The sequence below is a fragment of the Rhodococcus sp. MEB032 genome (genome assembly GCF_030208925.1).
In the GTDB taxonomy this organism is placed as follows: Bacteria; Actinomycetota; Actinomycetes; order Mycobacteriales; family Mycobacteriaceae; genus Rhodococcus_F; species Rhodococcus_F qingshengii.
Window position 1 is genome coordinate 126,928 of record NZ_JARVSY010000010.1, and the last position, 24,364, is coordinate 151,291.

Annotated in this window: 27 protein-coding genes; 18 read left to right on the forward strand and 9 right to left on the reverse strand. The window is 62.1% G+C overall.

Going from position 1 to position 24,364, the window contains the following annotated elements; translation table 11 throughout:
• Positions 1–15 precede the first annotated feature (15 nt).
• Positions 16–456 (reverse strand): Lrp/AsnC family transcriptional regulator, encoded by a 441-nt coding sequence (locus QRN54_RS10790; protein ID WP_020970517.1) that lies wholly within the window; start codon positions 454–456, stop codon positions 16–18.
• 79 nt (positions 457–535) lie between these two features.
• On the opposite strand from QRN54_RS10790, the gene QRN54_RS10795 reads away from it, so the two are divergent.
• The 3 genes from QRN54_RS10795 to nicT all read left to right on the forward strand — a co-directional run bounded on the left by QRN54_RS10795 (position 536) and on the right by nicT (position 2,881).
• Positions 536–1,273, forward strand: a complete 738-nt coding sequence (locus QRN54_RS10795) for an AzlC family ABC transporter permease (protein ID WP_003940360.1) — start codon at positions 536–538, stop codon at positions 1,271–1,273.
• Positions 1,266–1,595 (forward strand): branched-chain amino acid transporter permease, encoded by a 330-nt coding sequence (locus QRN54_RS10800; RefSeq protein WP_003940007.1) that lies wholly within the window; start codon positions 1,266–1,268, stop codon positions 1,593–1,595. The genes QRN54_RS10795 and QRN54_RS10800 overlap by 8 nt, the downstream gene beginning before the upstream one ends.
• Positions 1,596–1,735: 140 nt before the next feature.
• Positions 1,736–2,881 (forward strand): Nickel transporter NicT, encoded by a 1,146-nt coding sequence (nicT, locus tag QRN54_RS10805; RefSeq protein ID WP_007733551.1) that lies wholly within the window; start codon positions 1,736–1,738, stop codon positions 2,879–2,881.
• Positions 2,882–2,903: 22 nt separating this feature from the next.
• On the opposite strand, the gene QRN54_RS10810 is transcribed toward nicT, so the two are convergent.
• Complete coding sequence (locus tag QRN54_RS10810; protein WP_042451261.1) at positions 2,904–3,272, reverse strand: hypothetical protein; 369 nt, start codon at positions 3,270–3,272, stop codon at positions 2,904–2,906.
• 136 nt (positions 3,273–3,408) lie between these two features.
• On the opposite strand from QRN54_RS10810, the gene QRN54_RS10815 reads away from it, so the two are divergent.
• On the forward strand, positions 3,409–3,783 hold the full coding sequence (locus QRN54_RS10815; RefSeq protein ID WP_063315893.1) for a hypothetical protein: 375 nt from the start codon (positions 3,409–3,411) through the stop codon (positions 3,781–3,783).
• Between the two features lie 53 nt (positions 3,784–3,836).
• Here QRN54_RS10815 and QRN54_RS10820 read toward each other — a convergent pair whose 3' ends face one another.
• Both QRN54_RS10820 and QRN54_RS10825 read right to left on the reverse strand, forming a co-directional pair.
• On the reverse strand, positions 3,837–4,301 hold the full coding sequence (locus QRN54_RS10820; RefSeq protein WP_042921731.1) for a hypothetical protein: 465 nt from the start codon (positions 4,299–4,301) through the stop codon (positions 3,837–3,839).
• A gap of 83 nt (positions 4,302–4,384) precedes the next feature.
• Positions 4,385–5,176 carry a MerR family transcriptional regulator gene (locus tag QRN54_RS10825; protein WP_042921734.1) on the reverse strand — a complete coding sequence of 264 codons (792 nt, stop codon included), beginning with the start codon at positions 5,174–5,176 and terminating at the stop codon, positions 4,385–4,387.
• Between the two features lie 248 nt (positions 5,177–5,424).
• On the opposite strand from QRN54_RS10825, the gene QRN54_RS10830 reads away from it, so the two are divergent.
• Complete coding sequence (locus QRN54_RS10830; RefSeq protein WP_020970523.1) at positions 5,425–5,652, forward strand: hypothetical protein; 228 nt, start codon at positions 5,425–5,427, stop codon at positions 5,650–5,652.
• A gap of 94 nt (positions 5,653–5,746) precedes the next feature.
• Here QRN54_RS10830 and QRN54_RS10835 read toward each other — a convergent pair whose 3' ends face one another.
• Positions 5,747–6,163: a DUF7144 family membrane protein gene (locus QRN54_RS10835; protein ID WP_003940106.1), complete on the reverse strand. Its 417-nt coding sequence runs from the start codon at positions 6,161–6,163 to the stop codon at positions 5,747–5,749.
• Positions 6,164–6,310: 147 nt separating this feature from the next.
• Between QRN54_RS10835 and QRN54_RS10840 the strand changes: the two genes are divergently transcribed.
• Positions 6,311–6,943 carry an alpha-ketoglutarate-dependent dioxygenase AlkB gene (locus tag QRN54_RS10840; protein WP_204855459.1) on the forward strand — a complete coding sequence of 211 codons (633 nt, stop codon included), beginning with the start codon at positions 6,311–6,313 and terminating at the stop codon, positions 6,941–6,943.
• Here the strand turns inward: QRN54_RS10840 and QRN54_RS10845 are convergent.
• Positions 6,936–8,474, reverse strand: coding sequence for a class I adenylate-forming enzyme family protein (locus tag QRN54_RS10845; protein WP_256082631.1), 1,539 nt, complete (start codon positions 8,472–8,474; stop codon positions 6,936–6,938). The genes QRN54_RS10840 and QRN54_RS10845 overlap by 8 nt on opposite strands.
• Positions 8,471–9,298, reverse strand: a complete 828-nt coding sequence (locus QRN54_RS10850) for a crotonase/enoyl-CoA hydratase family protein (protein ID WP_003939849.1) — start codon at positions 9,296–9,298, stop codon at positions 8,471–8,473. Before QRN54_RS10850 ends, QRN54_RS10845 begins: the two co-directional genes overlap by 4 nt.
• Positions 9,299–9,403: 105 nt before the next feature.
• Here QRN54_RS10850 and QRN54_RS10855 point away from each other — a divergent pair, with 105 nt between their 5' ends.
• Positions 9,404–10,177 carry a hypothetical protein gene (locus QRN54_RS10855; protein ID WP_285182014.1) on the forward strand — a complete coding sequence of 258 codons (774 nt, stop codon included), beginning with the start codon at positions 9,404–9,406 and terminating at the stop codon, positions 10,175–10,177.
• Between the two features lie 22 nt (positions 10,178–10,199).
• On the opposite strand, the gene QRN54_RS10860 is transcribed toward QRN54_RS10855, so the two are convergent.
• Complete coding sequence (locus QRN54_RS10860; protein WP_099698086.1) at positions 10,200–10,892, reverse strand: SDR family NAD(P)-dependent oxidoreductase; 693 nt, start codon at positions 10,890–10,892, stop codon at positions 10,200–10,202.
• 134 nt (positions 10,893–11,026) lie between these two features.
• Here QRN54_RS10860 and QRN54_RS10865 point away from each other — a divergent pair, with 134 nt between their 5' ends.
• The 8 genes from QRN54_RS10865 to QRN54_RS10900 all read left to right on the forward strand — a co-directional run bounded on the left by QRN54_RS10865 (position 11,027) and on the right by QRN54_RS10900 (position 20,841).
• A complete protein-coding gene (locus tag QRN54_RS10865) occupies positions 11,027–11,944 on the forward strand; it encodes a LysR family transcriptional regulator (protein ID WP_285182226.1) in 918 nt (305 codons plus the stop codon).
• A gap of 139 nt (positions 11,945–12,083) precedes the next feature.
• On the forward strand, positions 12,084–13,460 hold the full coding sequence (locus QRN54_RS10870; RefSeq protein WP_047270985.1) for an MFS transporter: 1,377 nt from the start codon (positions 12,084–12,086) through the stop codon (positions 13,458–13,460).
• 63 nt (positions 13,461–13,523) lie between these two features.
• Positions 13,524–14,405 carry a shikimate dehydrogenase gene (locus QRN54_RS10875; protein WP_285182016.1) on the forward strand — a complete coding sequence of 294 codons (882 nt, stop codon included), beginning with the start codon at positions 13,524–13,526 and terminating at the stop codon, positions 14,403–14,405.
• 44 nt (positions 14,406–14,449) lie between these two features.
• Entirely contained in the window at positions 14,450–16,402 is a 1,953-nt protein-coding gene (locus QRN54_RS10880) for an oxidoreductase (RefSeq protein WP_285182228.1), read from the forward strand.
• The gene (locus tag QRN54_RS10885) at positions 16,399–17,223 is read left to right on the forward strand and encodes an aldo/keto reductase (RefSeq protein WP_118603296.1); all 825 of its coding nucleotides are present in this window, start codon (positions 16,399–16,401) and stop codon (positions 17,221–17,223) included. Before QRN54_RS10880 ends, QRN54_RS10885 begins: the two co-directional genes overlap by 4 nt.
• Positions 17,223–18,317, forward strand: coding sequence for a Gfo/Idh/MocA family protein (locus tag QRN54_RS10890; protein ID WP_118603293.1), 1,095 nt, complete (start codon positions 17,223–17,225; stop codon positions 18,315–18,317). The genes QRN54_RS10885 and QRN54_RS10890 overlap by 1 nt, the downstream gene beginning before the upstream one ends.
• Entirely contained in the window at positions 18,314–20,041 is a 1,728-nt protein-coding gene (locus tag QRN54_RS10895) for an FAD-dependent oxidoreductase (RefSeq protein ID WP_003940036.1), read from the forward strand. Before QRN54_RS10890 ends, QRN54_RS10895 begins: the two co-directional genes overlap by 4 nt.
• Positions 20,038–20,841: a sugar phosphate isomerase/epimerase family protein gene (locus tag QRN54_RS10900; protein ID WP_285182017.1), complete on the forward strand. Its 804-nt coding sequence runs from the start codon at positions 20,038–20,040 to the stop codon at positions 20,839–20,841. Before QRN54_RS10895 ends, QRN54_RS10900 begins: the two co-directional genes overlap by 4 nt.
• 54 nt (positions 20,842–20,895) lie before the next feature.
• Here the strand turns inward: QRN54_RS10900 and QRN54_RS10905 are convergent, their stop codons facing one another.
• Positions 20,896–21,984 (reverse strand): 3-deoxy-7-phosphoheptulonate synthase, encoded by a 1,089-nt coding sequence (locus QRN54_RS10905; protein ID WP_003940571.1) that lies wholly within the window; start codon positions 21,982–21,984, stop codon positions 20,896–20,898.
• A 373-nt stretch (positions 21,985–22,357) separates the two neighbouring features.
• Here QRN54_RS10905 and QRN54_RS10910 point away from each other — a divergent pair, with 373 nt between their 5' ends.
• The 3 genes from QRN54_RS10910 (at position 22,358) to QRN54_RS10920 (ending at position 24,361) form a co-directional block, all read left to right on the forward strand.
• On the forward strand, positions 22,358–23,407 hold the full coding sequence (locus QRN54_RS10910; protein WP_064444222.1) for an ABC transporter substrate-binding protein: 1,050 nt from the start codon (positions 22,358–22,360) through the stop codon (positions 23,405–23,407).
• Between the two features lie 166 nt (positions 23,408–23,573).
• Positions 23,574–23,864, forward strand: a complete 291-nt coding sequence (locus QRN54_RS10915; RefSeq protein ID WP_003940575.1) for a CD225/dispanin family protein — start codon at positions 23,574–23,576, stop codon at positions 23,862–23,864.
• Positions 23,865–23,914: 50 nt separating this feature from the next.
• Positions 23,915–24,361 (forward strand): DUF2752 domain-containing protein, encoded by a 447-nt coding sequence (locus QRN54_RS10920; protein WP_064443831.1) that lies wholly within the window; start codon positions 23,915–23,917, stop codon positions 24,359–24,361.
• Positions 24,362–24,364: the final 3 nt, after the last annotated feature.

The window sequence follows — 24,364 nt, forward strand, 5'->3', positions numbered from 1 at the left end:
AGCCGAGCCCGGGAGTCAGTCGACGCTCTTGATGGTCTTCATGGTGATCAACGATGTCACCCGCGAGACAGCCGGAAGCCCGCTGAGCTTGGTGACCATGAAGTTCTCATACGTCGCGAGATCTTTCACCGCGACCCGAATGAAGTAGTCGGGAATTCCGAACAACCGCCGACATTCGATCACTTCGTCGAAGGCGGCGACCTGGGATTCGAAGTCCTCGATGGTGGCCTGGTCATTGACTCCGATCTCGGCGGTGACGATCACCTGAAATCCTCGACCGAGCGCTTCCTGACTGACGATCGCCCGGTACCCGGTAATGATTCCGTCGGCTTCGAGCTTCTTCACCCGACGCAGGCAAGGTGAGGGTGTCAGACCCACCAGATCCGCCAACTCGGTGTTGGTCAAACTCGAGTCCTGGCGTAGGTGAAACAAAATTGCGTCATCCATGGCATCCATCGCACTATTATTGCGCACTGTTCAATATGTGGGCATTCTGAGCAATCGATCACCTCGATCTTTGTTATAGATTTGCGTCGTGATCGAACCAGCATCGTCGACGGCCGCACCGGCCGTCGAACTCCCACCGCGAACCCCGGCGTGGCGGCACGCCTTCCAGCTGTCGCTACCGGTTGGATTCGGCCTGCTCCCACTCGGGATCGCACTTGGCGTTCTTGTGGTCCAACAAGGGCTCAGCCCTTGGTGGGCAGTCGCTTTCACCTCGCTGATCTACGCAGGATCGCTGGAGTTTCTCGCGGTCGGAATGGTCGCGGCCATGACACCGCTGCCGTACGTCGCTCTGACCGCACTGCTGGTCAACTTTCGACATGTGTTCTACGCCTTGAGTTTTCCGCTGGAAAAGATTCGCAACCCCTTCGCCCGCTTCTACAGCATGTTCGCGCTGACCGACGAGGCCTATGCGATGTCGGTAACTGCCGATCCCAAGGCACTCACCGGACGCGTCATCGTCTACTCCCAGCTGTACCTGCACGGCTACTGGATCGGTGGCGCGATCCTGGGCGCGACGGCAGGACAGTGGATTCCGGACTCGATCGTCGGCCTCGACTTCGCCCTGACGGCGTTGTTCGTCGTCCTCTCGATCGAAGCGATTCGCGCACAAAACGGATTCGCGGTGCCGGTCGCCGCGGTCACCTGCGCTCTGGTCGCCCGGCTCGCAGCGCCGGACCACATGCTGCCAATTGCGATGGGCGCCTTCGTGCTCTTCCTGATCGGGCGCTTTGTCTACGACTCACGAAAGGCGAAGATCGATGCCTGACACCTCGTACATCTTTGCGGCGGTCGCAGTCATGGCCGTGGTCACCTTCGCGCTGCGCGCAATCCCCTTCGCCGCGCTCATGCCGCTGCGCTCCTCCGCCCTGGTCGGCTACCTCGGCATCTACATGCCGGCAGGCGTCATGTTGATCCTCGTGATGTATTCACTCAAAGGGGTGTCGATCACCGCCCCTTCTCACGGCCTACCCGAACTGATTGCAGTGTGCGCCACGATCGCCGCGCACCTCTGGCGAAAGAATGCCGTCCTGAGCATCGTCGTCGGAACGACGATCTACGTCGCGCTGGTCAATACCGTGTTCGCCTGAGCATTTCCCATCCGGGAGCAAAGCAGTTTTACCCCCGGATGGGTGATTTGTAACCTCCAGGCGCTTATCTGAACAGTTGAACACTTATACGATTTCAGTAGCGTGGCCGCCGGCCGCGACTGAAGGATCGGTGAGGTTCGATGTCCACGACAATGACCACGACGGGCACTCGAATCGCCGGTGCTTGGCACAGTCTGGATCGAGGCCAGCGTCGAAGCATCATCGGGATGACCGTCACCGTCGTAGCGCTCAACGTCGTCGGGTGGGCAGTTCTTCTCGGCCTGGTTGTCCCCGGCCACTACACGATCGAAGGCAGTGTCTTCGGCGTCGGACTCGGTGTCACGGCGTACACGCTCGGCATGCGCCATGCTTTCGACGCCGATCACATCGCCGCTATCGACAACACCACTCGGAAGTTGGTAGCGGACGGCAAGAAACCGATGTCCGTCGGGTTCTGGTTTTCGCTCGGACACTCGACCATCGTCTTCGTACTCGTCGCCCTCTTGGCTTTGGGTGTGCGGCAACTGGCCACCAGCCTTTCCGACGACAACTCCGATCTGGAGAAGTGGACCGGCTTGTTCGGCACCACCATTTCCGGCACGTTCCTGATTTTGATCGGAATCTTGAACCTTGTCTCTCTCATCGGGATTCATCGGGTGTACACGAAGTACAAGGCCGGAACCTTCGACGAGGAACAACTCGAGAAGGAACTCGACAGCCGCGGCGCCCTGAACAAGATTCTGGGCCCGGTGATGAAGATGGTTCGCAAGCCCTGGCACATGTACCCGGTCGGTCTGCTGTTCGGATTGGGATTCGACACCGTCACCGAAGTCGGGCTGTTGGTGATCGCCGGCGGCGCGGCGGCGACAGGGCTCCCGTGGTATTCGATCCTCGTTCTGCCGATCCTCTTCTGCGCCGGGATGTCGCTTTTCGACTCGATCGACGGATCGTTCATGAATTTCGCCTACGGTTGGGCATTTGCTCAGCCGGTCCGAAAGATCTACTACAACATGGTGATCACCGGACTCTCGGTGGCAGTCGCCCTGCTGATCGGGTCCCAGGAAATCATCTCGATCTTCACCGACAAACTCGACATCCACGACGGGTTTCTCGGCGCCATCGGGAACTTGGATCTCGGCGCGATGGGCTTCATCATCGTCGGACTCTTTGTCGCCACCTGGCTGATTGCTCTACTCGTGTGGCGGTACGGCCGCATCGAAGAACGGTGGCAGGCTCAGTCCGGTGCAGCAGTAGCACGACGAGCGACAGCAGACGAAGCGATGTGAGTTCGACTCGGTCTACGCAGAATCATGGGCCACCCGAAAGCGAATAGCTGATGTACGTCTCGCCCCATTTCAGGTATGCACTGGACGTCGCCTGGCCGCGGATCTGGTCGTTCTGCCACTGGTAGACAGCGCGCCACGGAAATACGGAACTCACTTGTTCCAAGGTGTACTGCTCACGATGGCCCTGCGCGAATCGCTGTTCGAGATCTTCACGAGTGCGCGGCGGGAAATTGCTGATCAGGTAGGTCCGGCCGAGAGCCTCGATGCGCCCTGGCGGCGCAAAGACATCAGCGCTGCGATAAGTGAAGGCCGCATACAGGTAGGCCGCCACCACAATCGTTGCCAGCGCTACCGCGCCGATCTTGAATGCACGTCGAAGCAGGGTCGGCATGGCTCACAGTACAATCCAATTCTCCTGTCGAGCACATTCAGTGCGTTTCCCACATTTATCGAAAGACGCATCCCGCGGAGTTGGCGAGATGCAATAGTGGAGTTCGAACGGGGTCAGCCCCGGCTAGGAGAAAACGGTGCGGATACGTCATGCGGTAGTGGGTGTGGCAATCACGGGACTTGTTCTTGCAGTGGCAGGCTGCGGTAGCGGCGACGGCGAAGCTGCCGAGGGACCAGGGATCGCCGTGGCGGCGGAAACCAAGCAAGTTCCCGACCGGGTGACCGTGCATCGACCTGGCCTCATCGACACCAGCATTTCCCCGTTCGACGTGCCTGCATGGCCAGGGCCGCACCCCTCCGAATTCCTCGAGCCCAACCCGCCGTCGGGTGAGAGCGGTGAGATCGCCGGCAACCGAGCTGCGACAACCTACGCGGCCTCGCTCGACAACCCCGATGCACTGTGGAATGTCGGCGGCACGGTGCAGTGGCTGGTTGTCGAGCCGTTTCCCTGAAGGTCTTCCATCGAGGTCTCCGCTCTGACCGACTCCAGACGATCTTTGCGAGTTCAGTCCCGCGACAACGCTGCACAGAATTCGCCGGGTTGATCGACATGCAACCGCAACCCACCGATCAGAGTGGAGCGAGATCCCTTCGACAGCCGTTTCGGGAGCGTGACCGAGAGCGGCCGATCGAAGTCTATGTCCACGACAGTGCCGTCGGGCCCCGGCAGAACCAAGCGATCGTCGACAATCACATTTGCTGTCTCACCGAACCTTCGGACCATGCTCGCCCGCGAAATCCGTGATCGGTCCACCTCGACTCGAATGCCCGTGCCGGAACGAAACACCACCGTTCGAGCCGAGACGAGATGCGGGTGCACGACGCGTCCGGCAAGCCAACCGCCAATCGCAATCAGCGACAACACCGTTGCAACGAGCAGCACGACGCGAAGCCACTGCCACGGCACCAGGAAGTGAATCGCCACGGCCTCGATCACACTCGCCGCAACAAATGCCACCGGTATCGACATTGTCCCCCTCGCGTAGCCGAAAGTCGCTGTATCACTGGAACCTCCGTCTCTCCGACCCGTCGAGAGCAACCACAGTGATCGGATCACGCCGTACCGCCTGACATGAGACGTGTTGCGACGCGCGCGACCACTTCACGTTGCGCTGAATCAGGCACCAGATCAGCGATCCCAACCGAGAATCCCACGCCTGCGGAGTCTCCGTCTGCGTACACATCGCCGAGCACCCCGTCCAGTGATTCCTCCAGTTCGTCCGACAAGTACGCGATCTCGTCTGCAACCTCGGCTACCTCGCGCCCAGCCAGAGCGGCGAAACGACGGTACAGATCGACAATTCTCTTCCGGTCGCCCTCGTCGGACAGCAATCGCGCAGCCGTGGAGAACAGTTCGTGTGGCGCTGCTCCCGAGATCGCCACCAATTCCCACATGTCACGTTCGCGCTCGAACAAGCGTCGCACCGAACCCGTGGGGGACGACGCGATCAACTCGTCGAACGCCGACAGCAGCTCCATCGGAAGCGGCGAGACCACCCTCCCAGCACCTCGCGCCGTGAGCATTTCCTGGAGGCGCACTCGCTGGTCTGCGAGGACGCGCTGCTTCCGGTCTATCTCCGCGATCAGGGAGGAAAGATCTTCGGCGAAGTCGTCCGGTTCTCGTGCATCGATCGGCGTCGGTTCGATCATCGCGGCAATGGATCCGAGTGGAATGCCGGCGGCGGTGAGCCAACGAATGCGCATCAGCCTGACCAGATCGGGAAGTTCGTAAGTTCTGTAACCGTTGGACAGTCGTCTCGGCTCGGCCAGCAACCCCAGTCGGTGATAGTGCCGAACGGTCCGCGGAGTGGTGCCTGCCGCACTGGCCACGTCGCTGATTCGCATACGAACAGCATTAACTATGACGCTACGTCATAGTCAAGGCCCGGCATGTCGGGCCTTGAGGCATAAGGTCCTGTTCTTCCTGCCAAGAGTTTCGCAGACGAATTTCGCGGGTATTGATCACTTGCGGCGGCGATTTCCAGAGCGAGGGGTCAGCCGCGCAAGGTCTGCCCCCGGCTGTCACTCGCCGGGCGGCGGGCCGCCAAAACCAGCGGGCCGCCAGAAACTATCTGTGCCAGGCGATGATTTCGATGCAAACGACACGACTCGACACCATCCTGATTCTGATCGTCGGGACGGCAATCGGACTGAGCGTCTGGCTGGCTACGCAGGAACCATTCGCGTCGATCGGACTCGGAATCGCAACGGTAGTGATCTGCTGGATCTCTTGCTCGATGATCCATGGCTTCCCACACCGATCGACGAAGGACATGCGTCCGCGCGAGAACCAGGATCGCGAGTCACCGAAACGGCGCTGACGCCGCGTAGGGATGAGGCCAACCGTGGAGGCCCGGACACAGCGAAGTGAGTGGTTCACCTGTCGCAGGTGAACCACTCACTTCGGTCAGAGAATCACACCTCGTCAGGTCGCCAGGTCGCGACGGCCCAGATCACGGCGACGTCGAGGGCGATGATCACGATCGACCACAGCGGGTAATACGGCATCCACAGGAAATTCGCCACGATCGAGAGCGCCGCGATCACGAAGGCCATGCCGCGGGCCCACGTCATGCCGACGAACAATCCCAGCGACACCGCGATGCCGATGATTCCGAGCACGATGTGGATCCAACCCCATGTCGTGACATCGAATTCGAAGGTGTAGTTGACTCCGACGATCAGCAGGTCGTTGTCTGCGAGAGCCGCGATGCCCTGCAGCAACGCGACGATTCCCGCGACGAAGAGCAGGCATGCTGCCGCCACCGTGGTCCCGATGGCAAAGCCTTGTCGGACAGGATGGTTCGCATGAGATTGGTGCGGAGCAGTCATGACATCCCCTTCTTCGGCGAAATAGCGTGAGAACAGTATTCAAAGCTTCACGCCGACGGACATCACCCAGCAAGGATGAACAGCCGTCCAGCACTGCAATCAAAATTCATGGGAACATATGTTCGATTTCGGTGTACGGTGGAGCCTATGACCGCCACGATGCAACCGTCTCTGTTCGACAACGGTGACCTCGGCGTTTCTTTGGCCGATCTCGACGGCACGGTGCAGCGACGTATTCTCACCGCCGGCGCATGGGTCGACCATCGCCCGGCCTGGCTCACCGGATCGGAGGCCGTGTTCGACAATCTGGAAGCCACGGTGCCGTGGCGTTCCGAACGGCGTCAGATGTACGACCGCGTTGTCGACGTCCCTCGTCTGGTGTGTTTCTACGCAGAGAATCAACCACTGCCGGACGCACTTCTCACCGAAGCCAAAGAAGCGCTGAGCAGTCACTACTTCGACGAACTCGGTGAACCATTCGCCACGTCGGGTCTGTGTTTCTATCGCGACGGTTCCGACAGCGTTGCCTGGCACGGGGACGATACGGGACGAAGTCGCACCGAGGACACGATGGTGGCCATCCTGTCTCTCGGTGCGGCTCGCCCGCTCCTATTGCGCCCTCGTGGGGGCGGCGAATCCATCCGCTTCAATCTCGGACACGGAGATCTACTCGTCATGGGCGGATCCTGCCAACGCACGTGGGAACACTGTGTCCCGAAGAGTGCGCGGGCCCTCGGGCCGAGAATCAGCGTTCAATTCCGCACTCGCGGAGTTAGATAGCGTCGCGGAGTTCGTCTCGCAGCGCCTTCCGATTGAGCTTGCCGACGGCCGTCTTCGGTATGGATTCTGCGAAAACAACCCGACGCGGCTTCTTGTACGACGCCAGTCGCTCGCCGACGTGCGCGACCAATGATGCTTGCAGTACGTCGTTTTCGACGGTCCCGTCCTCGAGTACCACCACAGCCGTGACCGCCTCCACCCACTTGGCGTCGGCGGTACCCACCACGGCGACCTCACGGACAGACGGATGCGTCAGGAGTGCATCCTCGACTTCACGGGGGTAGACGTTGTATCCGCCGCTGATGATCATGTCCGAAGCTCGGTCCTTCAAGAACAAGAATCCTTCGGCGTCGAACTGACCGATGTCACGGGTGTGAACCCAGCCGTCTTCGGTGAAGGTCTCCGCATTCAGTTCCGGTGCATTGAAGTATCCGGCGATCGCCGATGGCGAGCGGATCACGATTTCACCCGGTTCTCCCTGGGGCACTTCGTTTCCCTCACCGTCGAGCAGCCTGATCTCGACGTCGATGGCCGGCTGACCACAGGACAGCAGGCGATCTTCCGTGTGATCTTCGGGCCGTAAGACTGCAATACACAGCGGTGCCTCGGTCTGCCCGTAGTACTGGAGAAAACGGTGTTGCCCCCACGCCTGCATCGCCCGTTCGATGGTGGCCAGCGGCATCGGCGACGCACCGTAGATCACGGATTTCAGACTCGAGATGTCTGCGCTCGCAAAATCAGGGCGTTCGAGGAGCATCTGAATCATCGTCGGCACCAGATTGATTGCCGTAGCCCGATGCTCGGTTATCGAGTCCAAGAAGGTCGACGGGTCGAAACCGGGGAGGATGACGGTCTTACCGCCACGTAGCCAGAACGGAAGCACGAAGACACCGCTGGCGTGAATCAGTGATGCTGCGTGCAACATCGTGTCGTCCTGAGTCGCCGGAAGCAGATTGAGCAGAACATTGCGGCAGATTCCGGCGTAGCTGCGCTGAGTGTGCTGCGCGGCCTTCAGCGTTCCCGTGGTCCCGGAAGTGAACAGCGTCAGGATCACGTCGTCGGGATCTACCGCGACGTCCGGAGTGGCCGAAGACATGCCCTGTGCTCGATCCAACAGCGAAAGCTGCCCCTCCGCACCTGTTTCCAGCCCGACGAACGTCCGATCCGGGAACCTGGCGGACAGTTCAGCAGCTCGGCCGGCAAGGTCAGTACCGAAAACGACGTGCGAGGTGTCGGTGTCCTCGAGCATTCGTGCGTGCTCGTCGAGCGAGAGTCGCGAGTTGAGCGGAACCCTGTTGATGCCGGCTTTGACACACGCAAAATCGACAGGCACGCTGGCAAGAGAGTTGTTGACCAGCAACGCAACCCGTGCGCCACGCCCGATACCGAGCGCGATGAATGTATGCGCCAATCGGCTGCTGAGTTCGTCCACTTCCGTGAACGTCATCGATCGATCGCCGAAGACGACGGCTGTTCGCGGTCCGTGCTGTCGCGCACCACGGGCGATCAGATCTCGGGTTACGGGCATCATGGTTCAGTTTCCTCGTTCGAATTCGGGTTGTTCTCGAATCGGCCGTGCCGGCCGGCGCCCGCGGCGAACGCAGCAGCGCCGCGCACACCTTCGGCGATGACAATGGGATTTCCTGCGACACCCTCGGCGCGCAGTGCTTCGGCAAGTGGTAGATCAAAAGATCGGTAGGCCGATGCGCGATCCGCGAGCATGCAGAGTTGTGGGAAAGCGGACAACTGGTGCGCAAGCTCCTTGGCTACCTGGAGTGACTGCCCCACTGGAACAACACGATTGGCCAGTCCGAAGGCCAACGCCTCCGAAGCGTCGACCGGGCGACCGGTCAAGATCATGTCGAGCGCTCGCCCCTGCCCGACGATTCGCGGCAGTCGCACGGTCCCGCCGTCGATGAGAGGAACTCCCCAGCGCCGGCAGAAGACTCCGAACACGGAATCCTCCTCGCAGATCCTCAGGTCCGCGAGCAATGAAAGCTCGAGCCCTCCGGCCACTGCGTATCCACTGACGGCGGCGATCAACGGTTTGGACAACACCAACCGACTCGGCCCCATCGGGCCGGTGCCGCCGCCTTCCGGATGCAACTCGTGCACGCGCGCGGGGTCGGAGACTGCGGTCAAATCCGCACCGGCACAAAATGTGCCGCCCGCACCCCACAGAATTGCCACCTTCTGACTCTCGTCCGACTCGAATTCCAGGAAGGCATCACGCAACTGCGCCGCCATCGGCCCGTCCACCGCATTCTTGCGATCAGGGCGATTCATCACGATGACAGTGACGCCACCGTCACGCTCCACATAGACATCGCCACCTGGTCGATCGGAGTCGGTCACGATATTTCCTCACTGCTCGCGGATAAGGTTTCCCGGTACCCACCATGCCACTTGTAACAGAATTTGTCAGGAGTTGTTCAAAAGTTGTTACAAACTGATCGAGGAATGTCCGCAACCCGAGTTGTGCTGGACCTCGCAACAGCGAGCCCGGACACCGAGTTCAGCACCGCTGTGCTGACCCGGGCCGGCGAGATCGTCGGCGTCAGCGCATCGAGCATTCGCGTGGCAGCGGGCCGCCTGTGCCGAGAGAACAAACTGCGTCGTACCGCTCGTGGAACGTACGTCCTCAACCCGGACGGCATCCCCACCTACAGCGAGGTCGAGGGGTGGCGAACTCGTACCGATCGCATACGCCCCTGGGACGGCACGTGGATAGCCGTCGAGCACTCAGCGCTCAAACGTAGCGACCGCACCGCCGCCCGAAGACACGATCAGGCGCTGCGCCTGGCGGGCTACGAGGAGTGGAAGCCCACACTCGCCGTCCGCCCGAACAATCTGCTCGGCGGCACGGACAGCGCCCGCCGCACTCTCCGCCGACTCGGCGCCGCCCCCGAATCGGCCGTCATGGAAATCGCTCACCTTGCCCCCGAGGATGATTCGACAATCCGCACACTCTGGAACTCGGAAGCACTGTTGGCCGACATCGCCGAGGCCCGTGAAGCACTCACACAGGCGCAAACACGCCTGGCGACAATCAGTCGCGAGGAGGCGGCCCGCGAATCACTTGCTCTGGGCAGCGCGGTGATCGCGGTCATCGTGCGCAATCCGCTCCTTCCGGAAGAACTCGAACCGACGCAGCCACTGCGTGAACTGATCTCGCACATGCTCGAGTACCAGGACGCATCTCGCGAACTGTGGCAGTCACTGCTCGAGTTCTGATCGATTTCTCCCAGAAGGTAATTCAGTATGTTGCGCGGCCGCCGCTGGCGTCGTACACGGCGCCGGTCGAGTAACTCACCGCCGACGACGACAGCCAGGAGATCAGTTCGGCGATTTCGTCCGCCTTCCCCATCCGTGCCATCGGCGTCAAAGACTGCGAACGGGCGAGGATGGCCGGATCGGTGCCGGCATTCATAGGACTTTCCACCGCCGCCGGAGCTATCGCGTTGACCAGCACACCGGTGGTGGCGACCTCTCTGCCGAGCGATTTCGTCAGCGCGACGACTGCCGCTTTGGACGCGGAATATGCACTCTGATTCGGGTTTCCGTCCTTGGCCGCAATACTCGCGAGATTGACGACCCGTCCCCACCCCGACGCAACCATTCCCGGCACGAACGCCCGGCACATCAGGAAGGTCCCTTCGACGTTGATCCGGAACGTACGCTGCCAAGCCACAAGATCTACGTCGACGAGTGGCGCTGATGGTCCGACGATTCCCGCACTGTTGATCAAGATGTCGACTCTGCCGAGTCTGGTTCGAAGCGCATCGACCGCTGTGGGATCACTCACGTCGAGTTGTTCGTCCGCGCCTTCGGCAAGATCTGCCGTTACCACCCGAACTCCCTTCTCCGTCAACAGCTTTGCACTTGCGGCGCCGATTCCGCTCGCACCGCCCGTAACGAGCGCGGTGACACCCTCTGGGTAACCCTGCATCGCATTCACTCCTCAGTTTCTGTGCGCTTCGCACTCAATTTATGTTGCAAACAGGCATAATTGCCGTCACACTGTGTAGAAATTCTGAATATATGGCGTTTGTTGTCAACGTCAAATACCTGGAGGCCTTGCCGATGGAAACCCGCTGGTTGCACGCGTTTGTCGCGGTTGCGGAAGAACTTCACTTCGGGCGGGCCGCATCACGGCTCCAGATGGCCCAGTCGCCGCTCAGCCAGATGATCCGAAAGCTCGAAAAGGACATCGGCGTCAAGTTGTTCGAACGAAGCACTCGCAGCGTCGCACTCACATCCGGCGGACATGCCTTTCTCCCCCACGCCTATCGCGTCATCGAGAACATGGAGACGGCACGACACGCTACGCGCGCGTCGTCGGGAGGCGTCTACGGACGAGTCACGATCGGTTTCACCGGAGTGCTCAACTATCAAGCACTTCCGCCACTGACACGCGCGTTGCGTCAGCGCTATCCGGAAGTCGAACTGACACTCCTCGGCCGGATCATGACGCGCGACGCGGTCATTCAACTCGAGAGCGGCGCCCTCGATCTCGCCTTCGTCGGACTACCCGTGGAATCCGCATCACTGTCTACGCGACTCATCCGACGAGAGGCATTCGGCGCTGTGCTTCCGATCGACCATCCCCTCGCAGAGAGAGACGCGATCGACCTCCGCGAATTGGCCGACGACGGATTCGTGACCACCCCGCTCTCGGCCGGCTCGGCCCTCCAGGAAACCGCGATGCGCGCCTGCATGAACGCAGACTTCAGGCCTCGCGTCGTCCAGGAGATCACCGATCCGTACATGATCCTGATGCTCGTTGCCGCCGGCGTCGGTGTAGCGCTGATGACGTCCGGCATGGCTGCTATCACCCCACCTGGCAGTGTGTTCGTCCCACTCACCGGCGAGCCGACGTTCATGAATCACGGAATTGCCTGGTCACCGCGGCACATGACCGATGCGCTCGCCGTCGCATTGGAGACATCCGAGGAAATTCTGCCGACGCCGGAGATTGAGACCGAAAACGTCATTATCTGAGACTCATTTAGTGTTGGACGCGCCATAGTCCTTCGTGGCACTGTCGTCTCAGCCGCCGAAAGGTGAGGGACGTCACCGATGCGTGGTGCATCTCCAAACGTGCCGCCACGGCCGGCCCATCGGGACGAAAGGACTTCACATGGCACCTCCGATCACCTCCACCGGATCCACGAACTCGACCGAGGAACATCCGAATGCGAACGCGCGCCGCGCCGCCGTTTCGGGCTTCCTCGGCAGCACCCTCGAGTACTACGACTTCTTCATCTACGGCTCCGCGGCCGCGCTGGTGTTCCCCAAGATCTTCTTCCCCGGCGGCGGATCAACGGCAACCCTGCTCTCGATCAGCACCTTAGGTGTCGCCTACGTCGCCCGCCCGCTCGGCGCGGTGCTGTGGGGTCACCTCGGCGATCGGTACGGACGCAAGAACGCGCTTCTCGCCTGCCTGCTCCTCATGGGTGTTGCGACGGTCATCGTCGGTTGCCTGCCGACCTACGACCAGATCGGCATCGCCGCGCCGATCATTCTCGTCTTGCTTCGCCTACTTCAAGGGCTCTCTGCCGGCGGTGAATCACCCGGCTCTTCCGCACTGACGCTCGAACACGCGCCGGATCACCGTCGTTCGTTCTTCACCTCGTTCACCATGAGCGGGATCATGTTCGGCATCGTCGTCTCCAGCCTGGTATTCATCCCAGTGGCGAGCCTGCCCGACGAAGATCTCTACTCGTGGGGTTGGCGAGTTCCCTTCTGGCTCAGCATCATCGTGACCGTCGTTGCCCTGTGGCTACGTCGTGCCCTGGATGAACCCGAGGTATTCGAAGAACTCAAGGAACAGGACGAGACGGCCGGGATTCCCGTCGTCGAGATGTTCCGCTCGCACTGGCGCACCGTGATCCGTATCAGCATGAGCTCGACCTTCGCGATGATCAACACCATCGTCAACGTCTTCGCTCTGGCGTACGCCGTCGAATCCGGCTTCGAACGCTCCACGATGCTGTGGGCTATCGCGACCGCCAATTTTGTTGCCGTACTGACTCAGCCGCTGTTCGGCATCCTCTCGGATCGCTACGGACGCAAGCCCATCTTCGTCGTCGGCGCGATCGGAGCCGGCCTGATGATCTTCGTCTTCTTCCATTCGATCGGAACCCAAAGCGTCCCCATGGTCTTCGCTTCGGGAATCGTCATGATCGGAATCTTCTACGCAATGCCCAACGGCACGTACCCGGCGTACTTCCCGGAGCAGTTCCCCGCGAAGGTCCGATACACCGGAATGGCCGTCAGCCTCATGCTCGGGCTCCTTGTTGCCGGCTTCACACCGGCTATCGCTCAGGCGATTTCAGCCGGAGACAAGAGCAACTGGACACCGGTTGCCTGGATGTGCCTGGGCTTCGCCGTCGTCTCCGCCATCGCGGCAATGACCGGACCGGAAACGTACCGCACGCCCACAGCTGAACTGGGCCAACCGAAGCCGAGCCTGCCAATCAAGCAGGACTCAGAGCTCACCAGCAACAACGCTTGACCGGACCGGCCCCTCGCGCTGAATTGCCGCGAGGGGCCGTCCCCACTTATGCAGGAGAATGTCATGACTACCGAATTCACACGTCACCGAATCGGCCTTGTCGGAGCCGGGATCTCGACTTCCCTCTCGCCGGCGCTGCATTCGCACGAAGCATCAGCACTCGGACTCGACGATTACAGCTACGAACTGGTAGACCTCGAGAACCTGACGGTCTCGGTCGAAAAGACCGGCGAGGTGGTGCGGAGCGCCGTCGCAGCCGGCTTCACCGGACTGAACATCACCCATCCGTGCAAGCAGGTTGTCGTGGACGCACTCGACGAACTGTCCGACAATGCCCGACTGCTCGGTGCCGTCAACACGATTGTCGTCCACAACGGCCTTCTGATCGGCCACAACACCGATCACAGTGGATTCCTCACCGCACTGCGACGCGGTTTACCCGACGCCGCCTTGGACCGAGTGGTGCTTGCCGGGGCAGGAGGGGCGGGTTCCGCTGTGGCATACGCACTCGCCGCCGCCGGTACCACGGATCTTCGCATCGCAGATATTGATCCCGATCGCGCTGCCGATGTGTGTTCTCGCGTCGCCTCGGCCTTCCCTGGCACGCGCACAAGGGCTTTGGCGACCGGTGAGATCTCCGTCAACCTGACGACGTGCGACGGCGTCGTCAACGCATCTCCGATCGGGATGGTCGGCCATCCAGGAACTCCGTTCGACCCCGCGGCGCTCAACGCGGGCTTGTGGGTCGCGGACATCGTCTATCGGCCGATGCGCACCGAATTACTCGACGCTGCAATTACTCTCGGATGTCGAGTCCTCGACGGTGGCCAGATGCTGGTGGCTCAAGCCTCTGACACCTTCACACTCCTGACGGGTGTCGAAGCCGATACGGATCGCATGCGTAGCCATCTGAGCGAGCTGCTCTCCGAGACGGCACGCGCATGAGCACAACCGAACACCTACTTTCTCGCGAAGTACCAGGAGCACTGATGAACGTGACTGCGCCGTTCGCCGAACCTCTCGACATGGGCAGCGTCCGCCTCCGAAACCGATTCGTGTCGGCCCCGATGGAACGCAACTACTGCGAAGTCGACGGCACCATGACGGACGAGTACATCGCGTACCTCGCCCGCCGCGCCGAAGGTGGTGCTGCACTGATCTTCACCGAAGCGAGCTACGTGCGTGCCGACGGTAAGGGACGCATCCGGCAGATGGGCGTCGACGTCGACGAACGGATTCCCGGCATCAAGAAGATGGCCGACGCGATCCACGCTCACGGCGCCCTCGTCGGAGTCGAACTCAACCACGGTGGTCGCACGGCGCAAGGTTCTGTCAGCGGGTTTGTTCCCGTTGCCCCGACACCGATTCCGTGTTTGGTTGTCGGCGGCGAGATGCCAGAACAACTCGACGGCGACGACATCGAGCACATCATCGAGTGTTTCGGTGAAGCCGCGGCACGCTGCCAGCAGGCCGGCGTCGACGTCATCTCCCTGCACGGCGGCCACGGGTATCTGATCCACCAGTTCCTCTCCCCTGCTTACAATCACCGCGACGACGAGTGGGCCGACCCCACCTTGTTCGTCAACAAGGTCATCGCCTCCGTCCACGAGCACGCACCGGGAATCACTCTGGGACTCCGATTCTCAGCCTTCGAAGGCATCGACGGCGGACTCGACGCCGAGATGACTCGCGCTCGCATCGGCGCCATCGACACCGACCGACTCGATTTCCTCGACGTCTCGGCCGGCAACTACGAAGCGGGACAGTGGATCATCCAGCCCGGTGAATGGTCGCGCGGTCTCCTCGCGCCGTACTCCGAGCAGTACCAGCGCGACTTCGACATCCCGGTGGGTGTGGCCGGACGCATCACGTCGCCGGAGATCGCTGCGCGGATCATCGAATCCGGGCAGGCGAACTTCGTCAGCATGGCTCGTACGCTGCACGCAGATCCGGACTTCCCGAATCGCGCCATCGACGGTGGCCGGTACCGCCCTTGCATTGCCTGCAACTACTGCATCGACAGCCTGGCCGCCGGCCCCATTCCCTGCTCCGTCAACCCGTGGGTCGGCCGCGAATTGGATCAGCCTACCAAGCCGGCTGATGCCACCGTGCGGGTCGCCGTCATCGGTGCCGGGCCGTCGGGAATGGCCGCTGCCCGCGACCTCGCACTTGCCGGTCACCGCGTCGACCTGTACGACGAGCGACCCAGCCTCGGTGGCGACTTCGCTCTGGCATCGAAGCTGCACGAGTATCCCGAATATGGACGGATCGTGGACTGGTACGCCGCGGAACTGGCTGAACTCGGGGTCCACTGCCACACCTCGACCCGGGCAGATGCTGCTTTGCTCTCCGGTGTCGATTTCGACGCCATAGTTCTTGCCGCCGGCGGCGTCGGCCCCGTGGTCGATCTCCCCGGAGCAGCAACCCGTACCGTTCGCGACGTCCGCGAATTCCTCGTCTCCGGCAATCCAGCTCCTGCCGCTGTCACCATCTTCGGCGCCGACCGTGAGGCTGCGGCTGTCGCCGACGATCTCCTTCAGAAGGGCACCCAGGTCGTGATGATCGGCCCGCAGGAAACCATCGCGCACGACGTCGGACGCCGCGGAAAGATCGTGCTGCTGCCGCGCCTGGCCGCAAGTGAGAACCTCACGACCTACCTCAGCTCGATCGTCACCACAGTCGCCGCTGACCGCGTCACGATTTCGACGGCCGGTGTGCTGAGCGAGGTCGATGCTCCCGGCGAACTGCTGATCTCGCAAGGCGTCGAGCCGCGTTCGGAACTTCTTGCCGAACTCCGTTCACTGGCACCACGACTCGGAGTACATACCGTCGGCGACGCGAGCGGTGACGGCGGGTCCATCCATGCCGCACTCGTGACCGCAGCCGACGTTGCCGTCGCGATCACCGCCGCCGCTGCGGCAAGTCAGGAGGTTCACGCATGACCACACAGGCAGCCACACCCGTGGCAACTGCATTGCCGCCCATTGGACTCGGAACCTGGCCACTGGTCGGTGCCGACGCCACGAACTCGGTTCTCTCCGGCATCGAGGCCGGGTACCGCCTCATCGACACCGCCGCGATCTACGGCAACGAGGGCGCAGTCGGTGTGGCGCTGGCGGAATCAGGTGTGCCGCGAGAAAAACTGTTCGTCACCACCAAACTTCGTGGCAACGACCAGGTTTCCGGCGACATTCGGGGCGCCCTCGAGCAGAGTCTGGAACTACTGGGACTCGACCAGCTGGATCTGTTCCTGATCCACTGGCCACTCCCGCGAATCGATCGCTATGTCGCGTCGTTCGAGTCGATGCTGGCCTGCCGCGACGCCGGACTGGTTCGGTACGTGGGTGTGTCGAACTTCCTGGAGCTCCACCTGCGCCGCGTCGTCGCCGAAACCGGCGAGGCACCGGCAGTCAACCAGATTCAGATGGACCCGTCGCTCGCTCGGATCCCGGTTCGCCGCGCAAACGACGAACTTGGCATCTTCACTCAGTCGTGGAGTCCGCTCGGCCGGGGTGACGTGCTCGACAACGCCGTTGTGAGCGAGATCGCCGGTCGAATCGGTTGCACACCAGCTCAAGTGGTCCTCGCTTGGCACGTCGCGCAGGGTGTGGTTCCGGTCGCGCGATCAGCGAACCCGACGCGTCAGGCCGAGAACCTGGCAGCACTCGACGTCACCCTCACCAGCGAGGACATCGAAGCACTGAACAGTCTCGACCGCGGCGAGTCTGCCGCGCGGGACGTCGAAGCAGAGGAACATTTCTGATGACGTTGAAAGTCGGAATCGTCGGCTGCGGCAAGATCGCCGGCAACCATGCCCGCGCGCTGCAACAAGTCCCCGGTGTCGAGGTGATCGGCTGCTGCGATCCCGATCTCGGACGCGCCCAGGAGTTCGCGGCAGCGCACGGCATTCCCGCAGCCGTGAGTTCAGTGGAGCAACTTCTCGCCCTCGGACTCGACGCCTGCACCGTTTGCACGCCGCACCCGGTACATGAAGAGGTAGTCGTGGCCGCTGCCGAAGCGGGTGTACATGTTTTGTGCGAGAAGCCCATCGCAGTCGATGTTGCTGCCGCCGACCGCATGATCGAGGCCGCCGACCGCGCCGGTATCAGGTTCGGGGTGCTCTTCCAACGCCGATTCTGGCCGGCAGCACGTCGGATCCGCGACGCCATCGACGACGGGCGGATCGGACTACCCATGCTCGGTGAGGCGTCGGTGATCCTGCACCGCCCGTCTAGTTACTACTCGGCCGATGCGTGGCGCGGACGCTGGGACACCGACGGCGGTGGCGTGCTCATGACACAGGCCGTGCACCAGATCGACATGCTGGCCTGGTTCATGGGCGAAGCCGTCTCGGTCAGTGGCTTCATCCGCACTCACACGCACGGCGACCACATCGAGACGGAAGACAGTGCGTCAGCAGTGATTTCGTTTGCTTCAGGCGGCACCGCAACCGTCACAGCGACAACGGGTGCCAATCACAACCTGGGCAACCGCGTCACGGTGATCGGGCGCACCGGTGCCATCGCCAGTGTCCTCGAGTTCCCCGAAGGGCACGAGGGTGTCAACGAAATCTGGACGGTGCCGGGCGAAGTGGAGTTCCGGTCGCCGTACTCTGCCGACATCGACGCGAATCTCGATGTGGGCGCGGTCAATGCGGCACTGACCGATTTCCACACCTTGCAGGTGCAAGACTTCGCCGACGCGGTCCTGACCGGGCGCGAACCCGCCGTCACCGGACGAGACGCCCGCGCATCACTTGCCATCATCGCCGCAATCTACGAATCGTCACGAACCGGCAAGGTTGTCGATCTGACATCGACACCGACCCTCGCAACAACTGCCAAGGAGCAGAAATGAGTAGCAGTACCCCCCTCACCTACGACGTAGTTGTCGTGGGCTCCGGCGCAGGCGGGCTTTCCACAGCAATTGCCGCAGCACATGGCGGCGCGTCGGTACTCGTTGTCGAGAAGGCCGACACCTGCGGCGGCGCAACGGCCTGGTCGGGCGGGTGGATGTGGACCCCACGCAACATGTTTGCCATCGCCGACGGGGTTGTCGAGGATCGCTCGGCACCGCGGACGTATCTGGAAAACCGACTCGGCGACAACTTCGACGCCGCCAAGGTTGATGCTCTTCTCGACGGTGCACCGGAGATGGTCGAGTTCTTCGAACGCAAGACAGCGCTGAAGTTTGTTCCCGGAGCCAAGATCGCCGATATTCACGGTGACACACCGGGAGCCGGCACGGGTCATCGTTCCGTCGGACCGAAACCGGTGAGCTTGCGAAAGCTCGGACCCGACGTCGCGGCGCTGCTACGTCGACAGTTGTACGAGACGTCATTCCTCGGCATGGGCATCATGGCCGGGCCCGACCTGCAGGCATTCCTGCACTCGACTCGATCGCCGAAAGCATTTGTGCACTGTGGTGTTCGGGTGACAAAGCACATGTTCGATCTCGCCACCAAGCGTCGTGGTCAGCAACTCGTCAACGGCACTGCGCTTGTCGGCATGATGCTTCGCTCAGCGCTCGATCTCGGCGTCGAGTTTCGGGTGAAAACGTCGGCAACATCGCTGCAGACTGACGATGACGGTCGCGTTGTCGGTGTCCGCCTCGAAGGTCCGGATGGCGCGTACTCGGTAACTGCCACGCGCGGCGTCGTACTGGCCACCGGCGGCTTCGCCCAGGACATCGACCGCCGACGTGAACTGTTCCCCCGTACCCCCACCGGAAACGAGCACTGGTCACTCACTCCGAAGACAACCACCGGCGACGGCATCACCCTCGGCGAATCCGTGGGCGGCCGACTCGACCGCACACTCGCCTCTCCCGTCGCGTACTGCCCCGTCTCCATCGTTCGCTACCGCAACGGCAAGGAAGGTGTGTTCCCGCACATCCTCGATCGCGGAAAGCCCGGTGTCATCGGAGTTCTCGCGAACGGCAAGCGGTTTGTCAACGAAGCACTCGGCTATCACGACTACACACTCGCGATGGTCGAGCAGGTTCCCGAGGGCGAAGAGGTGTGCTCGTGGTTGATTGCCGATCAACAGTATGTGCGATACCTCCCGCTGGGCATGGCGAAGCCCTTGCCGATCCCGATCCAGCCGTACCTGCGCTCGGGGTACCTCACGCGTGGGCGCACTCTTCGGGACTTGGCCGAGAAGATCGGCGTCGACCCCGTGCAGTTGGAGAAAACCGTCGCAGCTTTCAATATCGGGGCCGTGGCCGGTGAAGACCCCGAGTTCGGTCGCGGTACAACACCGTTCAACCGAGGTTCCGGAGATGCTTCCAATCCGTGGCCGAACCCGTCGCTCGCGCCCTTGCAGAAGGGCCCGTACTACGCGGTGAAAGTCGTGCCAGGGAGTTTCGGCACCTTCGCCGGACTGGTCACGGACTCGTCGTCGCATGTGCTCGACGACAACGACCGCCCCATCGAGGGGTTGCTCGCCGTCGGCGTCGATCAGGCGAGCGTGATGGGCGGGCACTACCCGTCCGGGGGCATCAACCTCGGACCGGCCATGACATTCGGTTACCTGGCCGGCCGGGAACTGGCCGGAGCCGAGACAGTTGGAGCGCACGCATGACACTCTCACTCGGACTGGCAGCCCTCACAGTGCTCGACACCGCACCGATGCAGCACGTCGACTTAGCTGAAAAGCACGGCTTCGACACCATCGGTATCCGTCTGATGCCCGCGGCACCAGGTACGACGGCCTACCCTCTGCACGAGGACAAGCAGTCGTTGGACGAACTGGTGCGTCGACTGGGCGATTCACCGGTCGAGGTATTCGACCTCGAAATCATCCGTCTTGCAGCCGACTTCGACCCCACCGACTACGCTCCGCTGCTCGAAGCCGGAGCACAGCTCGGAGCCAAAGCCGTTCTGGTGGGCGGCGACGACCGCGACCGCGCTCGGCTCACGGACTCCTATGCCCGCCTCGCTGAACTGTGCGCGAACTACGGCATCGTCGCTTCCCTCGAGTTCATGCCGTGGACTGCGGTGCCCGATGCGCGTGCGGCCATCGAGATCGTCTCGGCGGCAGACGGTCCGGCTCGCAGTGTCCTCGTCGACACATTGCACACCGACCGCTCGGCGACAACGCTCGAGGATCTTGCGTCCATCCCGCGCGAGTGGTTGCACTACGCCCAGATGTGCGACGGTTCGACCCCCGCTCCCACTGGGGACGCAGAGCTGATCCGTCAGGCCCGCGAGGAGCGTCTGGTGCCCGGCACCGGCGGCATAGCCCTGGCCGACATCTGGTCGACTTTGCCTGCCGGACTGCCGGTCAGCATCGAACTGCCCAACGAGCCACTGCGTCAGGCCGTCGGCACGGATGCCTGGCTGGAACGCCTGGTCGAGGCCACGCGAGAAGTGTTGGCCTAGCGGCCCTGTGCGCCTTTTTGGTAGTTGGCGCTACCAAAAAGGCGCACGGGGGCGTCAGCCCCTCCGAGCCGCAACGGCCTGCGCCAGACGATCCAACTGCGCTGCGGTGGTGGACCAGTCGATGCACGCGTCGGTGATCGACTGGCCGTAGGTGAGCTCGTCCGCCTTGCCCAAGGTCAGGTCCTGACGGCCGGCCTCGATGAAACTCTCCAACATGACGCCGGCGATTCCCTGCTCGCCCTCGGTCAGACGTCGGGCAATGTCGTCGAGCACGATGACCTGACGCTCATGGTCCTTGCTGCTGTTACCGTGGCTCGCGTCGATGACCACGCGCTCGGGCAGGTTCGACTTACGCAGGCGGGCAAGGGTGTCCGCGACGGTCTCGGCATCGTAGTTCGGTCCGTCGCTACCGCCACGAAGAATGACATGGCAGTCGGGGTTGCCCGCGGTACGGATCAAGGCAGCCTGGCCGTCGAGGTCCGTTCCGGGGAACACGTGGCTCGCTGCCGCGGCGCGGGTGCCGTCGACGGCTACCTGCACGTCACCTTCGGTGGAGTTCTTGATACCGACGGGCATGGACAGCGCGCTGCACAGCTGACGGTGAACCTGACTGGCGGCGGTCCGGGCGCCGATCGCACCGTAGCTGACCAGGTCGGCAATGTACTGAGGCATGATCGGATCAAGGAACTCGCAGCCGACTGGCAGGCCCAGGCTCGACACGTCGAGAAGCAACTTGCGGCCGATACCGAGCCCGGTGTTGATGTCGAACGTGCCGTCGAGGTGGGGGTCGTTGAGCAGGCCCTTCCACCCGAGTGTGGTGCGCGGCTTTTCGAAGTAGACGCGCATGACGATGTGCAGATCGTCCCGCAGTTCTTCGGCCTTGGCGGCCAACCGGCGGGCGTAGTCCATCGCCGCTTCCGGATCGTGCACAGAGCACGGACCGACTACGACGATCAAACGATCGTCGTCACCGTTGAGGATGTTGATGGTGTCGGCCCGACCGGTGCGCACAGTGGCGGCCGCGACCTCGTCCGGAGCGTGCTGAGCACGAACAGTCGCCGGTGACACGAGCGGACTGATACTCACAGTGCGCTGATCGTCGAGGCTGTCCGAAGCTGCGGTGGTGTCGATGGTGACAGTCATGGGGTTTTCGGTTTCCTGTTCTCAGGCCGACCCCAGAGATGAAGAGAAACTCCAGCGAGCCGGTCTGTAGTCCGGCTCTTGGGTGGAGGTTGTCAGCGCGTGGTTACGCCGGCAGGCCCACCCGGGGCCGGCCTGCTAAACCAGAAATAGACGCGCTGCATGTCGGCCACGATACCTCGAGTTCGGATCAGATGGGCGCGCCCCTCCACAACGAGCCGAATCCGAGGGGAGAGTCCCGTGGCACGAGCCCGTGACGAATGGCCAAATCCGCTGAGCGATTGGCGCTTTCGAGCAAGGCTGCGGCTACGGAATTCGAATACGTTGGTCAGGCACCTGCCAATGCCCGGAACATCAGATGGAGCTACGCCTTCTCATGCCTGTGATCGAATCGACCGAAACCTTCCACCCGACGATGTCCCCTTTTGCGACCGATACCCCCTTGCCGTCGACAAGAGATGTGGACGGCGAGTTCACCCGTCTGATCGATTCCTTGACACGACGCGGATTCCTGGCCGGTGCGGCGGCGCTCGGTGCTCTAGGCGCACTCTCTGCATGTTCGGGCGAATCCAGCGGCACCGAAGCCTCCGACGAGTGGGTCGACATCGTCGTCGCGGACCAGGCCTACCGCCTCCCGCGGGACCCCAAGCGCGTCGTGGTGCTCGAAGCTCGAGGCGCCCTCGATTTTGCACTACTTGCCGAGTACCCGATCGTCGCGACCAATTGGGATCCGAAGTCTCAACTCATGCGCCAGGTACCCGCCGGCGCGGCTCGCCTCGGTGGGACGAACAACGAACCGAATGCCGAATCGATACTGAGCCACGACCCCGATCTTTTGGTCGTCGGGAAAGGCTGGTGGAATTACTACCAGGACAAGGGCCTGCTCGGCACTGACATCGCACCGGTGCTCGTCGTCGACGAGGGCACGACGGGCTCGTCGTGGAAGCAGGCCATGACCGCGCAGCTCACGGCTCTCGATCGCCGCGAAGTCGCCGAACGCGTCATCGCCCGATACAACGCCGAACTTGCACAAGCGCGGGCCAAGATCGGTGGTCTCCTCGAAGGCAAGTCGATTGCGATCGCCGGCGCAGACAGCGGTCAGATCTGGCTGCAGAACAACACGTTCGCCGTCTCGGTTGCGCAGGACCTCGGCTTGAACGTCTTGACCGACGCTGCCCATGCCGCACCTGATCGGAAGGATTCGACTTTCTACAGCCTCGAGGAGCTTGCGATCTTCGACCAGGCCGACTTCGTCTTGCTACAGAACCCCGACGCTGTGGAAGCCGAGTCGCCCACGTGGAAACGAGTCCGCGCTGTCCAGGACGGCCATGTCGGGCATCTGCGATACGACCTCAACAACGGCCTCGCTCTGACTGCGATGGCCCTGGCCGCTGATATCGCCGAGCAGGTACAGGTCATGCGCTGACGTCTTCGGTATCGCCTTCCGAATCAGAAATCAACCGGATTCTCTGTCATACGAACAGTCGATACTGACTCACTCGGAAACGGATTATGTTGTCACCTGCCCGTGCTCTTCGCACGTCAGAGGGTGTTTCTCCGAACGCCCTGTTTCTCCGAACGCTAGGTGACCAATGACGCAGAACCCGTACTACGGCCAGCAACAACCGGTCGGCCCTCCGCCGGACAACAATCTGGTCTGGGCGATTCTCGTGACAGTGTTCTGCTGCCTCCCGCTCGGCATCGTCTCGATCGTCAAATCAAGCCAGGTCAACACTTTGTGGGCGCAAGGTCAGTTCGACGCTGCGCGAAAATCAGCTGACGATGCCAAGAAGTTCGCCTTGTGGTCAGTCGGCGCAGGTGTTGCCGTCGCTGTTCTGTACTTCCTTTTTGTCGTCGTCCTTGCCGGATCGAGTTCCCTGTGACCGCCGACGCCGACCGGCGACACTGATCGACGGCCAAACACCGAACTGCAATGACACCGAATTGTGGTGACACCGAGAACGATGACATATCACGACTCGCCGCACTGAAGGCGCCAGCGGCAGTTGCGTTCACGGCAATTGCGCTGTGCGGCTTCATCTCCTGGAGTGACCCCACCACACCTGGTGGGGTCATTCCCGTTTGTCCGACCAAAGCGCTGTTCAACGTCAATTGTCCCGGTTGCGGTAGCACTCGGATGGCGTACAGCCTCATCCACGGCGATTTCGGTGCAGCGATGCGTTTCAATGCCTTTGGCCTCGTGATGCTGCTTGCACTGGCGTTCACGTACGTCTCGTGGACGACCGCCCGCACCCGTGGAAGACCCGTCGTGCTCTGGCATCAGTTGCGCTGGTCACCGGCTGTGATCTTGACACTCGTGTTGATCTGGACGACGGTCCGCATAGCCCCGATCCCGATATTTGCCGGTCTCCGCGTCTAGGCC

Bases quoted from the DNA above. Each gene is read 5' to 3' on its own strand.
- QRN54_RS10920 (WP_064443831.1), top strand. From the start codon at position 23,915: ATGACACCGAATTGTGGTGACACCGAGAACGATGACATATCACGACTC.
- QRN54_RS10825 (WP_042921734.1), bottom strand. From the start codon at position 5,176: ATGCGAATCAGCGACGTGGCCAGTGCGGCAGGCACCACTCCGCGGACC.
- QRN54_RS10900 (WP_285182017.1), top strand. From the start codon at position 20,038: ATGACACTCTCACTCGGACTGGCAGCCCTCACAGTGCTCGACACCGCA.
- QRN54_RS10800 (WP_003940007.1), top strand. From the start codon at position 1,266: ATGCCTGACACCTCGTACATCTTTGCGGCGGTCGCAGTCATGGCCGTG.
- QRN54_RS10910 (WP_064444222.1), top strand. From the start codon at position 22,358: ATGCCTGTGATCGAATCGACCGAAACCTTCCACCCGACGATGTCCCCT.
- QRN54_RS10875 (WP_285182016.1), top strand. From the start codon at position 13,524: ATGACTACCGAATTCACACGTCACCGAATCGGCCTTGTCGGAGCCGGG.
- QRN54_RS10865 (WP_285182226.1), top strand. From the start codon at position 11,027: ATGGAAACCCGCTGGTTGCACGCGTTTGTCGCGGTTGCGGAAGAACTT.
- QRN54_RS10870 (WP_047270985.1), top strand. From the start codon at position 12,084: ATGGCACCTCCGATCACCTCCACCGGATCCACGAACTCGACCGAGGAA.
- QRN54_RS10820 (WP_042921731.1), bottom strand. From the start codon at position 4,301: ATGTCGATACCGGTGGCATTTGTTGCGGCGAGTGTGATCGAGGCCGTG.
- QRN54_RS10845 (WP_256082631.1), bottom strand. From the start codon at position 8,474: ATGATGCCCGTAACCCGAGATCTGATCGCCCGTGGTGCGCGACAGCAC.
- QRN54_RS10905 (WP_003940571.1), bottom strand. From the start codon at position 21,984: ATGACTGTCACCATCGACACCACCGCAGCTTCGGACAGCCTCGACGAT.
- QRN54_RS10890 (WP_118603293.1), top strand. From the start codon at position 17,223: ATGACGTTGAAAGTCGGAATCGTCGGCTGCGGCAAGATCGCCGGCAAC.
- QRN54_RS10915 (WP_003940575.1), top strand. From the start codon at position 23,574: ATGACGCAGAACCCGTACTACGGCCAGCAACAACCGGTCGGCCCTCCG.
- QRN54_RS10885 (WP_118603296.1), top strand. From the start codon at position 16,399: ATGACCACACAGGCAGCCACACCCGTGGCAACTGCATTGCCGCCCATT.
- QRN54_RS10895 (WP_003940036.1), top strand. From the start codon at position 18,314: ATGAGTAGCAGTACCCCCCTCACCTACGACGTAGTTGTCGTGGGCTCC.
- QRN54_RS10835 (WP_003940106.1), bottom strand. From the start codon at position 6,163: ATGACTGCTCCGCACCAATCTCATGCGAACCATCCTGTCCGACAAGGC.
- QRN54_RS10810 (WP_042451261.1), bottom strand. From the start codon at position 3,272: ATGCCGACCCTGCTTCGACGTGCATTCAAGATCGGCGCGGTAGCGCTG.
- nicT (WP_007733551.1), top strand. From the start codon at position 1,736: ATGTCCACGACAATGACCACGACGGGCACTCGAATCGCCGGTGCTTGG.
- QRN54_RS10840 (WP_204855459.1), top strand. From the start codon at position 6,311: ATGACCGCCACGATGCAACCGTCTCTGTTCGACAACGGTGACCTCGGC.
- QRN54_RS10830 (WP_020970523.1), top strand. From the start codon at position 5,425: ATGCAAACGACACGACTCGACACCATCCTGATTCTGATCGTCGGGACG.
- QRN54_RS10860 (WP_099698086.1), bottom strand. From the start codon at position 10,892: ATGCAGGGTTACCCAGAGGGTGTCACCGCGCTCGTTACGGGCGGTGCG.
- QRN54_RS10790 (WP_020970517.1), bottom strand. From the start codon at position 456: ATGGATGCCATGGATGACGCAATTTTGTTTCACCTACGCCAGGACTCG.
- QRN54_RS10855 (WP_285182014.1), top strand. From the start codon at position 9,404: ATGTCCGCAACCCGAGTTGTGCTGGACCTCGCAACAGCGAGCCCGGAC.
- QRN54_RS10880 (WP_285182228.1), top strand. From the start codon at position 14,450: ATGAACGTGACTGCGCCGTTCGCCGAACCTCTCGACATGGGCAGCGTC.